General features: G+C 43.7%; 12 protein-coding genes and 1 tRNA gene. 8 read left to right on the top strand and 5 right to left on the bottom strand.

Annotation, left to right across the window (positions count from 1 at the left end; all coding sequences use genetic code 11):
- The 7 genes from AACR09_RS07220 to ybaK form a co-directional block, all read left to right on the top strand.
- Positions 1-314, top strand: a 314-nt coding sequence (locus AACR09_RS07220; RefSeq protein ID WP_322621729.1) for a peptide chain release factor-like protein, incomplete at its 5' end; no start/stop codon positions are given.
- A 5-nt stretch (positions 315-319) separates the two neighbouring features.
- Positions 320-1,192 (top strand): peptide chain release factor N(5)-glutamine methyltransferase, encoded by an 873-nt coding sequence (gene prmC, locus AACR09_RS07215; protein ID WP_102453117.1) that lies wholly within the window; start codon positions 320-322, stop codon positions 1,190-1,192.
- Between the two features lie 192 nt (positions 1,193-1,384).
- Positions 1,385-1,768 carry a SirB2 family protein gene (locus tag AACR09_RS07210; RefSeq protein WP_004736238.1) on the top strand — a complete coding sequence of 128 codons (384 nt, stop codon included), beginning with the start codon at positions 1,385-1,387 and terminating at the stop codon, positions 1,766-1,768.
- Between the two features lie 27 nt (positions 1,769-1,795).
- Entirely contained in the window at positions 1,796-2,605 is an 810-nt protein-coding gene (locus tag AACR09_RS07205) for a SirB1 family protein (RefSeq protein WP_102463506.1), read from the top strand.
- Between the two features lie 22 nt (positions 2,606-2,627).
- The gene (gene kdsA, locus AACR09_RS07200; protein WP_017076863.1) at positions 2,628-3,482 is read left to right on the top strand and encodes a 3-deoxy-8-phosphooctulonate synthase; all 855 of its coding nucleotides are present in this window, start codon (positions 2,628-2,630) and stop codon (positions 3,480-3,482) included.
- A 614-nt stretch (positions 3,483-4,096) separates the two neighbouring features.
- On the top strand, positions 4,097-5,758 hold the full coding sequence (gene ushA / locus AACR09_RS07195; RefSeq protein WP_004736242.1) for a bifunctional UDP-sugar hydrolase/5'-nucleotidase UshA: 1,662 nt from the start codon (positions 4,097-4,099) through the stop codon (positions 5,756-5,758).
- 118 nt (positions 5,759-5,876) lie between these two features.
- Complete coding sequence (gene ybaK, locus AACR09_RS07190; protein WP_017076861.1) at positions 5,877-6,350, top strand: Cys-tRNA(Pro) deacylase; 474 nt, start codon at positions 5,877-5,879, stop codon at positions 6,348-6,350.
- Positions 6,351-6,477: 127 nt separating this feature from the next.
- On the opposite strand, the gene rluF is transcribed toward ybaK, so the two are convergent.
- From rluF to AACR09_RS07175, 3 genes are all read right to left on the bottom strand, one after another.
- The gene (gene rluF, locus AACR09_RS07185; protein WP_004736244.1) at positions 6,478-7,572 is read right to left on the bottom strand and encodes a 23S rRNA pseudouridine(2604) synthase RluF; all 1,095 of its coding nucleotides are present in this window, start codon (positions 7,570-7,572) and stop codon (positions 6,478-6,480) included.
- Positions 7,573-7,748: 176 nt separating this feature from the next.
- Complete coding sequence (gene smrA / locus AACR09_RS07180; RefSeq protein ID WP_017076135.1) at positions 7,749-8,330, bottom strand: DNA endonuclease SmrA; 582 nt, start codon at positions 8,328-8,330, stop codon at positions 7,749-7,751.
- Positions 8,331-8,497: 167 nt separating this feature from the next.
- Positions 8,498-8,638 carry a DUF3149 domain-containing protein gene (locus AACR09_RS07175; RefSeq protein WP_004736246.1) on the bottom strand — a complete coding sequence of 47 codons (141 nt, stop codon included), beginning with the start codon at positions 8,636-8,638 and terminating at the stop codon, positions 8,498-8,500.
- Positions 8,639-8,893: 255 nt separating this feature from the next.
- On the opposite strand from AACR09_RS07175, the gene AACR09_RS07170 reads away from it, so the two are divergent.
- Positions 8,894-8,970: transfer RNA gene (locus tag AACR09_RS07170), tRNA-Pro, on the top strand.
- A gap of 281 nt (positions 8,971-9,251) precedes the next feature.
- On the opposite strand, the gene AACR09_RS07165 is transcribed toward AACR09_RS07170, so the two are convergent.
- Together AACR09_RS07165 and AACR09_RS07160 are read right to left on the bottom strand one after the other, a co-directional pair.
- Positions 9,252-9,674: a hypothetical protein gene (locus AACR09_RS07165; protein ID WP_102566920.1), complete on the bottom strand. Its 423-nt coding sequence runs from the start codon at positions 9,672-9,674 to the stop codon at positions 9,252-9,254.
- 121 nt (positions 9,675-9,795) lie between these two features.
- On the bottom strand, positions 9,796-10,683 hold the full coding sequence (locus tag AACR09_RS07160) for a TraB/GumN family protein (protein ID WP_193836264.1): 888 nt from the start codon (positions 10,681-10,683) through the stop codon (positions 9,796-9,798).
- Between the last annotated feature and the right edge of the window lie 167 nt (positions 10,684-10,850).

Below are 10,850 nucleotides of genomic sequence, written 5' to 3'. Positions count from 1 at the left end.
GTCAAGACGAGCGTTCTCAGCATAAAAACAAAGCGAAAGCGATGGCTGTTCTTGCGGCTCGTATCGTTCAAGCTGAAGAAGAGCGTCGTGCTGCTGCGATTTCAGATACACGTCGTAACCTATTAGGTTCTGGTGACCGTAGTGACCGTATTCGTACGTACAACTACCCTCAAGGTCGTGTTTCTGATCACCGCATCAACTTAACTATCTACCGCCTGAACGAAGTTCTGGAAGGTGATATGCAAAGCCTGCTTGATCCTGTTCTACAAGAGCACCAAGCCGATCAACTAGCAGCACTTGCTGAGCACAACTAATTACTATGCAGTCAGCATATACGGTTGAAAGTGCTTTAAAGTCAGCAATCGTACAGCTTCAAGAGGGCGATAACACATCGCCCTCGATTGATGCTGCGGTACTGCTTTGTCACGCTTTAGATAAACCTAGATCTTACCTACTGACTTGGCCTGAGAAGCATCTCACTTCAGAACAAGAATCCGAATTCCATACCCTTCTAAAACGTCGCTTAACCGGTGAGCCTGTGGCTTATATTGTTGGTGAACGTGAGTTTTGGTCGCTGCCGTTAAAAGTTTCTCCTTCTACTTTAATCCCGCGTCCGGATACCGAGCGTTTGGTTGAAGTCGCTTTGGATAAAACCTACGGCAAACAAGGTGCGATTCTAGATTTAGGCACGGGCACAGGTGCTATCGCGTTAGCATTGGCGTCTGAGATGCCGAATCGACCAGTAACGGGCATTGATCTTCGCCCTGAAGCGCAGCAACTTGCTACAGAAAATGCACAACGCTTGAACATCACCAACGCCACCTTTTTACATGGCAGTTGGTTTGAGCCTTTGAACTCTGCGAGCTGTGAAGAAGAAGCTGTGAAGTTCTCGTTGATTGTTTCTAACCCACCTTACATTGAGAAGAACGACCCTCACTTATCTCAAGGTGACGTGCGTTTTGAACCGATTACCGCGTTAGTTGCTGAAGAGAAAGGTTTAGCTGATATTCGATACATCTCTGAAAACGCACGCGGTTTTTTAGAAAACGAAGGCTGGCTAGCATTTGAACACGGCTATGACCAAGGCTTGGCGGTACGTGAGATAATGCAACAACTGGGCTACTTGGATGTGGTTACAGAAAAAGATTACGGTGGTAATGACCGAGTGACATTGGGTCGTTACTGTTCATAGGCTGCTGTTCATCATCTTGTGAGCAATAGATGATGAACTTGCTAAATTGATACCTTTAACCTCGACAATACACTTAACTCGATAATGCACTTAACGCGGAAATACAGAGAATTAACGCAGAAATACAGGGCATTAACGGGTATTGTTTGGCTCGTGTTAACGAAAGCACATATAAAAATATAAAGGAATACCATGTACGAAGGTTTAAAACATTTTCACCTACTAACGATTGCTATCAGCGCGCTACTTCTTTCGATTCGTTTCGCTCTGATGATGGTTAACTCACCAAAGCTTAAGCATCCTTTCTTGCAGCGTTTCCCTCATATCAATGACTCGCTACTGTTGCTATCGGGTATTGGTTTGATTTTTATTACTGGCTTTATTCCATTTACACCAGCGGCACCATGGTTAACTGAAAAACTGACCTGTGTAATGGCTTACATCGCATTGGGCTTCTTTGCACTTAAGTTGGGTAAAAACAAGCTATTGAGAGTTTTCTCTTTCTTTGGTGCGCTTGGCTGGTTAGCGATGGCAGGCAAAATTGCAATGACGAAGACACCAACATTTTTCGGTTAATTATCTCCTTATTTCGGTTAGTTACGTATGTACGAATTTTTTGATGAAGACTTTGACCTGCTAGAGTTAGCTGAAGGTGCATTGATCTTAAATAAAGCGATTAACCCAGAAACTCAAGACAGCTGGGCTGAGCAAGAACTGGCGAGATTGTTAAAAGACGCTGAGTTTGCTTTGGTTAATGAAACCGACGAGCAACAGAAGTTTGAATCTTTTATTCGACTATTCTTTTACGAGTGGGGTTTTGCTGGCGATAAAGATGCGTACTTCTCATCGGAAAACGCGTTTATCGATAAAGTGCTCGAGAGAAAGAAAGGCATCCCTGTCAGTCTTGGTGCGATTTTTCTTTTTCTAGGTCGCAAGCTAGGCTTCCCTGTAGAGGGCGTATCTTTCCCAACTCAATTCTTGCTAAAAGTGAGTTGGTACGGGCAAGCAGCCGTCTATATTAACCCTTACAACGGTGAGTATGTTGGCGTGCAAACTTTACGAGCTTGGTTAATCGGACATGATGGCCCACTCGCTAAGGTGAAAGCGGAACACTTAGAGGTTGCCGATCACCCAACGATTATTGGTAAGTGGCTAGCGTTGCTTAAGAGTGCATTATTGCGAGAAGAGCGTTATACGCTTGCATTGAAGTGTACTGATCTTGCGTTAACGTTTGTGCCGGATGACCCGTATGAAATCCGTGACCGCGGCTTTATTTATCAGCAGCTAGACTGTCATCAAGTTGCAGCAACGGATTATCAATACTTTATCGACCAATGCCCAGATGACCCTGCATCTGAGTTACTGAAATCTCAAGTGAACGTCATGAACGAAAAGACAGTGGTTGTTCACTAATTAATAATTATTTAGAGAGAATATGATGGAACAGAAAACAGTTCACATTGGTGATATGCCAATTGCTAACGACAAGCCATTTACGCTATTTGCAGGCATGAACGTTCTTGAATCTCGCGATCTAGCAATGCAGATCTGTGAGCATTACGTGAAAGTCACAGAGAAGTTGGGCATCCCTTACGTATTTAAGGCGTCTTTCGATAAAGCAAACCGCAGCTCAGTTCACTCATACCGTGGTCCAGGTATGGAAGAAGGTCTTAAAATCTTCCAAGAACTGAAAGATACTTTTGGCGTGAAGATCATTACTGATATCCACACAGAAGCACAAGCTCAGCCTGTTGCTGATGTGGTTGATGTAATCCAGCTTCCAGCGTTTCTTGCTCGTCAAACTGACCTTGTTGAAGCGATGGCTAAGACCGGTGCTGTAATCAACGTGAAGAAGCCTCAGTTCATGAGCCCAGATCAAGTGGGTAATATCGTTGATAAGTTTGCTGAGTGTGGCAACGACAATATCATTCTTTGTGAACGTGGTTCTTGCATGGGTTATGACAACTTAGTTGTTGATATGCTTGGTTTCGGTGTAATGAAAAAATCATCAAACGGCAGCCCAATCATCTTTGATGTGACTCACGCGCTTCAAATGCGTGATCCATCAGGTGCTGCCTCTGGTGGTCGTCGTGAGCAAACCGTTGAGCTTGCTAAAGCGGGTCTTGCGACGGGTATTGCGGGTCTGTTCCTTGAGGCACACCCGAACCCTGATCAAGCACGCTGTGATGGCCCATCGGCGCTACCTCTAGATAAACTAGAGCCGTTCTTGAAGCAAATGAAAGCACTTGATGACCTTATCAAAGGCTTCGACCACATAGATATCAAATAGCTTTGGCTGATGCTAAATAACTAGCATTAAATCGCTAATTTTAATGAATTTAAGTAGTTATTTAACTGCATAAGATAAACGCCCAACTCTTAGAGTTGGGCGTTTTTGTTTAACGGACATCCGTTCAGTTAATTAAAGCCTCGGCCTATTTTGACGATGACTAAGTTGTTTTTCGATGACTAAGTTGTTTTGACTATGACTAAGCTATTTTTCGATGACTAAGCTGTGTAGTGGTTAGCTAACCTGTTTTTCAAAGTACTAATCCACGGCAGATGATTAAATCTTTGTTAACAGAACCTTTGATTCCCTAAGAAAGTGGTATGGGTGTGTGAGGTCTGTCCTGTTTATAGTAAATTACTGATGTTCATCACACTTTATAAGTAAACGATTGCCTGTGATGCAGGGGAAGTTTGAGTGTAATCTCATAATTTTGTTACACTTAACTGCCGATCTATGCGTGACCAATTCGACATAAATATGAAATCGTCGTGTTACATCTAGAATGTTAATTTAAGATTAGTCATGTTGAAGTCTTATTGTTCGAACTCCAGGAAAGGGGTCGCAATAGATTATAAAAAGCAGTGGATTCCCCTAAAAAGTTCAAAGGTATGACAATGAAGCAACGCCTTATTCTAAAGACAGCACTAAGTGCTGCAATCCTAGCTACTCTAGCTGGATGTGCGTCTCAATCAACTCAAGATTGGAACCAAGACGAAACTTACAAGCTAACGGTTCTACACACTAACGACAACCATGGTCGCTTTTGGCAGAACAAATACGGTGAATACGGCATGTCTGCGCGTAAAACGCTTGTTGATCAACTTCGTGCTGAAGTTGAAGCAGAAGGCGGTAGCGTGTTGCTTCTATCTGGCGGTGACATCAACACGGGTGTGCCAGAGTCAGATCTTCAGGATGCAGAACCTGATTTCAAAGGTATGAATAAAATTGGTTACGATGCAATGGCATTGGGTAACCACGAGTTTGACAACTCTTTAGACGTACTACAAAAGCAGATCGACTGGGCTAACTTCCCAATGCTATCTGCAAACATCTACGACAAAGCAACAGGCGAACGCAAGTTCCAAGCTTACGAGATGTTTGAAAAGCAAGGTATCAAGATTGCTGTTATCGGTCTAACCACTGAAGATACGGCAAAAATCGGTAACCCTGAGTTCATCGCGAGCATTGACTTCCGTGACCCTAAAGAAGAAGCGAAGAAGCTAATCGCTGAACTTAAAGAAACAGAGAAGCCAGATTTAATCTTCGCTGTGACTCACATGGGTCACTACGAAAACGGCCAACGTGGTGTTAACGCACCGGGTGATGTAGCACTTGCTCGTTACCTAAACGAAGGCGACCTAGACATGATCGTTGGTGGTCACTCTCAAGAGCCTGTATGTATGGAAGGCCCTAACGTTGCGAAGAAAAACTTCAAGCCGGGTGATGAGTGTAAACCAGACGTACAGAACGGTACCTACATCGTTCAAGCTCACGAGTGGGGCAAGTACGTAGGCCGTGCTGATTACGAATTCCGTAACGGTGAACTAGAGATGGTGAGCTACGATCTGGTTCCAGTTAACCTTAAGAAGAAAGTTAAGATTGACGGTAAGAAGCAACGCGTTCTTATTCAAGATGAGATCGCACAAGATCCAGAGTTGCTTGAATTCCTACGTCCTTTCCAAGAGCAAGGTCAAGCACAGCTAGAAGTTCAAATTGCTGAGACAAATGGCAAGCTTGAAGGCGATCGTAATGTGGTGCGTTTCCAACAAACTAACTTAGGTCGTTTGATTGCGACTTCTCACATGGAGCGTGCACAAGCAGACTTCGCTGTGATGAACTCTGGTGGTGTTCGTGACTCAATTGAAGCGGGCAATGTCACTTACAAAGATGTACTGAAGGTACAACCTTTTGCAAACATCCTGACTTACACAGACATGACAGGTAAAGAAGTTCTAGATTACCTAAACGTTGTGGCGACGAAACCAATCGATTCTGGTGCTTACGCGCAGTTCGCTGGCATTTCAATGACAGTAGCAAATGGTGAAGTATCGAATGTCTTCATCGGTGGCAAACAGCTTCGTTTAGACGAAACATACCGTTTCACAGTGCCAAGCTTCAACGCGGCTGGTGGCGACGGTTACCCTAAACTGTCAGATCACCCTGGTTACGTGAACACAGGTTTTGTTGATGCTGAAGTGCTGAAAGAGTACCTAGAAGCGAACAGCCCAGTTGACGTGAACAAGTACGCACCTTCTGGTCAAATGGTTTACAAGTAATTAAACCCAGTTGATAGAGTCAATAGGTGCTAAATTAGATTGACTCTAGCACCATGATAAATTTAACTAAAGCGACGCCGAGGCGTCGCTTTTTGTTTATCTATCGTTTGGATTTGTTATGACCCCTGCAATCAATCTCGCCAAGAAAAAGAAAATCGCTCATAGCGTGCATCAATATCACCACGATGCGAATAACACGAATTATGGATTAGAGGCTGTCGAAGCGCTTGGTCAAGATCCCAAACGTGTATTTAAAACGCTTTTGTTCTGTTTGAATGGCGTAGCTAAAGATTTAGCTGTTGCCGTTATTCCCGTTGATCAGAAGCTAAACCTGAAGCTTGCGGCAAAAGCGGCAAAAGGCAAAAAAGCAGAGATGGCGAATCCTGATATTGCTCAGAAAACCACGGGTTATGTGGTGGGTGGGATCAGCCCTCTTGGTCAGAAAAAAGCCTTGCCTACCTTTGTTCATTCCAGCGCTACCGATTTTGAAACGATATGCGTGAGTGCAGGGAAGCGCGGGCTAGAAATTGAACTCGACCCGAAAGACTTAGCGCTACTGACTCGCGGTCAGTTTGCTGATCTATGTTTATAGATTGTCGTTGTCATGATGATACAACTACCGAATGACAAACAAAAACGCCCGCTAGATTAACCTAGCGGGCGCTTTTATATTGAGTGTCTATCCTGAAATGTGCTTGTACATTGAGGACGAATTATGACTACTTCTTCAGACCTAAAGTACCACCAACACGCTTCGGTGCAGGCTTACCGCTTCGACGATCGTTATTGTTGCGATCTGTGCGGGTGCGATCCGAACTGTTTCTATCTGAATTAGAACGCTCTGAACGAGAGTTTGATTTCCAGTTCTCGGTATTGCCACCGCTTTCACCATTCGATGAGTTACGGCCACGTTTCGAGTTAGGCGCATGACGGAATTCATCCGCATTATTACCGCGATAGGTGCGAGTACGGTTCTCGTTTTGATTACGGCGCGCTGTGGAAGTTTGGTTTTCTTCACGGCTATCAAAAAGTTTTGCGTCTGTCGCTTTGCGAATGCGTTGACCTTTCGCGTTCATTTTTGATGCATCTTCAGTACTTACAGAGCCTTCACACATCGCTAAAATTTCAGTGATCTCTTCGTCGCTCAGGTAGCGCCATTTCCCGTTAGGAATGCCGTCTAATGAGATGTTCATAATACGAACACGGCGCAGCTTAAATACCTCGTAACCTAATGCTTCACACATACGGCGAATTTGGCGGTTAAGGCCTTGCGTTAGTGTGATTCGGAACGAAAATTTGGTTTCTTTCTCGACCTTACATGGCAAGGTAACAGTATCGAGAATATGAACGCCAGCGCCCATTTGCTTCAAGAACTCAGTCGTAATCGGCTTATCTACACGCACCACGTATTCTTTCTCGTGGTTGTTACCTGCACGTAGGATTTTGTTTACGATGTCGCCATCGTTGGTCAAGAAGATAAGACCATCAGAAGGCTTATCTAGACGACCAATAGGGAAAATACGTTTGTGGTGGCCGATAAAGTCGACGATGTTGCCAGGAATATCACGTTCAGTAGTACAGGTGATGCCTGTTGGTTTATTAAGAGCAATGTAGATCGGCTTCTCTTTTGAGCGAACAGGTTTATTGTCGATCTCAACATCATCACCGGGCAAGACTTTAGTACCCATTTCAGGGATCTTACCGTTAATAGTAACTCGGCCTGCATCAATGAGTTTGTCGGCTTCGCGGCGTGAGCAAAAACCAGTTTCACTGATGTATTTATTAAGGCGTTTAGCTTGGGATTCTTGTGACATGATATTCTCTTAGCGTTTCACAACGGAAATATAGATAAACAAAAAGCAACCTTTGGATAGTTGCTTTGAGTTGGGATTCGTTAACTGAGGACAATTTTAGCACTTGGTGTGAGTCTAGGCACGAAATATCGATCTTGATGCAATTCGCTATCAGTGTACTTATCTGTTTCAACCAGTTAACTGGTGCGTTTTTGATGGCGCTCTCTGTTCTCTAGCTTTTTCTCGTTACTCTTTCTGAGCATAACGTAGACTGCGCCAGTACCACCATGAAATTGCTGAGCAGAGTGAACACATTGAACGTCGTTAATTTGCGTGAGCCAATTCGCCACGTAGCTTTTCATCATTGCTGGTGGATTCGAGCGCTCACCTTTACCGTGAACAATGATAACGGTGCGAACATCCATTCTTAAACACTGACGTAAAAATGAGAGTACTTCGTTACGAGCATCTTTCAGTGTTTTCCTATGAAGGTCGAGTTTGGCCTGAATAGGGTATTTGCCTAAGCGCAGCTTTTTGTATACGCCTTCTTGTACACCATCTTTCTTGTAAGCAATGACGTCGTCTGGCTTGATCATTGGTGAGTAGTCTAATGATAAGTAGTCTTTCTCGTCGTCAGACAGCCACATAGCAGCTTCACGCTTAGCAAGGTGAGATTCTGTGACTCGGTGTACTTTCTGGTGTTCGGCGGTGTCATGGTCGATACGTTTAACATCGCCCATCATTTCTTGGAATAGATCTAAGTCGTCATCATGAGACATAGTGTGTATCTCAAGTTGGAGAAGGATAGGGTAAGTATACCTAAGTTGAGGCCGGGTTTAAAAATGAAAAAACCGGAGAAGACAATAAGTCTGCTCCGGTGCAAAGCGTTTTTACATCCACCCAAAGAAAATGATACTTAAAAGTAGATGACTTAGGCTGAGCGATTCTAGTGAGGAGATTTTTCAGTCATAACTTTGTAGATGAAGAAGCCTCCATAGAACATCATGAGACCCAGAGCCCCGAATATTACTATCATTGAAGATAGCCCCACTGCATTACCAAATAGGAGTTCTAGCCAAAAGTCCATGTGTATACCTCAAAGTTATATGACATGGCTTAGTGTATTAAGTAGCGTTATCAATTCACTGATCTGGATCAATCCTGTTTCATAAGTTAAATACTTGTTGTTGAGTGTGTGTTTTTCGTCACATTAGCCGTTAGGTTGTACGTCTTTTGTTCGAACGATTCGATATTGTAAAAAAGAGTGAAAAAAGCTCTTGCGCATAAATTCAGAATCCGTATTATACGCTTCATCGACAGGCAATCAGCCAGTTAGATATCTCGGTGAATAGCGCAGCTTGGTAGCGCATCTGGTTTGGGACCAGAGGGTCGGGGGTTCGAATCCCTCTTCACCGACCACATTAAGAAAAAGGCTTCTCAGAAATGAGAAGCCTTTTTTGCATTTCAGGATAAAGATAATCACTTGGTCAACGGGTTCGCCTGATGTTCAAAATAAGCTCTTCAACGCCACATTAAAGAAGCCGTAGACCATTTATTATAGAGAAGGGCTACGACTTTTTTGCATTTTGGTATGTGCGTCATTCCCTAGAGTGGCGAAGGAGCGAGTCGGGAATCTCTTGTTGTTCTAAACATCCCGCATAGAGAAAAGGATTGACTCAATAAGTCCGTCCCAAATCTGTCTATTTCACATCACAAGTAATGTTCTTGATTGGTGTCTCTGAGGTAACAAAGCAAACATACGCTTCAACAGGATTATTTGGACCAATTCGAATGTAACCTGCCTGTACTTCATCTTCGTTAAAGGTCACCGAGTGAGAGTTACCTGTCTTGCCATCGTAAAAGCTTGCTTCAAAATTACCATTCATTTGGCTTGCGATACGGTTGCGTGTCGTAGACGTCGTGAACGTAATATTCGCGCATCGCATGGGTGGCTTCTCAGTAATCAAAAACTGTCCGCTTTCTTTATCTAGCACGCCGCCTTTTGTATCTGGCTGAATGTCGATGGCTTGAAACTGTTCGATGGTACAAGTTTCTTTGGCAGACGCTGCCGTGGGCATCAGGATCGCGAGGGCTAAAGGTAAAGCGAAGAGTACTGGTTTCATGAGAGCAACACCGTGTATAAAAAGAGCGAAAGATAATAGCACCGTTATGGTGCTATTAAATGTAATGATTCTGTTATTAGGTAATGGTTATATTATGAGAAGGTCATGGTCTCGAATTTAGTTAGTTGTCGTCACTAACCTCAAATTGACACTGAGCCTGTTGGCTTTGTGATTGTTGAGTGACATTAAAACCTTTCTCTTTTAACAACTGTAAAAGGTTACCTTCGCCAACTAGGTGCAAGGCGCCAACCACGATCAAATAATTCCCGTTTGAATCGAGTTTCCAATCATTGGCGGATAGCTTGTTTGCCCAGTCGATATTGCGATCAGTTAAGAATGCTTTCTCGAGTTCAGGCGACATCTCAGACAGCTCTGCGAAGGCTTCCAGCTTCGCTAAATCACCCGCTTTCCAGCTTTCAATTAGGCAATGAACCACATGATCAGTTTGGTCAAATTCCTCAAGGCTACTGACTAACCATTCCTTACCGTCATCCTTTTGTTTTGTCATCAGGTCTATTTGGAATTGTAGTGGCTCTAAACTGATAACCGGAACATCTTGGATAGTCGCTTTGTAAGCTAGCGTCGCATCAACGCCGCCGGCGGAGCCATAACCAAGGTTTTTTAGCTGCTGCATCTGTATGGAGAGAGAAGTCGCCCAAGGCGGTGAGCTGAGCAGTTGTTGCGTCGGCATCTCCAACGATTTTGATATGTCGGTTAATAATTGCAGTTGTTCTTCATTGAGCACATCGGCTGTAGTGAGTTTGTTATGGGGATATACAACGCCATCAGACTTTCTGATATCCGTTTCGATAACTAACCCATCACTGTTTTTTAGCGCGTTGATGATCGCTGAAGGAAGTGGGTACATACTCTCGTCCCCAACGTGCACGGAACCTAAGATAGTGAGTGTCAGTTCATCCTTTTTTGCTTGCCAATAAAGGGGCTCGGCGACCGCTTGCCTAGCTGAAAAAGCGAGAACGAATAAAACCATGTATAAGAATGGGCGCAAAGGGAGCTCCTTTAGGAAGTCTTAAACTCGTTAAAATCGATTTTGACGGTGTTTTTTAACGGTTTTTTTTGAGAACGATGTCACGTTGTTTGTACGAAAAGTATAACAACACCAACAAACTCTTAAACCTTTCTCAGTAACAACGACACGATTTTATGAAATCCTTT

The organism is Vibrio sp. OPT20 (assembly GCF_963889365.1).
In the GTDB taxonomy this organism is placed as follows: Bacteria; Pseudomonadota; Gammaproteobacteria; order Enterobacterales; family Vibrionaceae; genus Vibrio; species Vibrio splendidus.
Note: the sequence above shows the minus strand (reverse complement) of the source record. Positions and strands in the feature narration are given on the sequence as shown.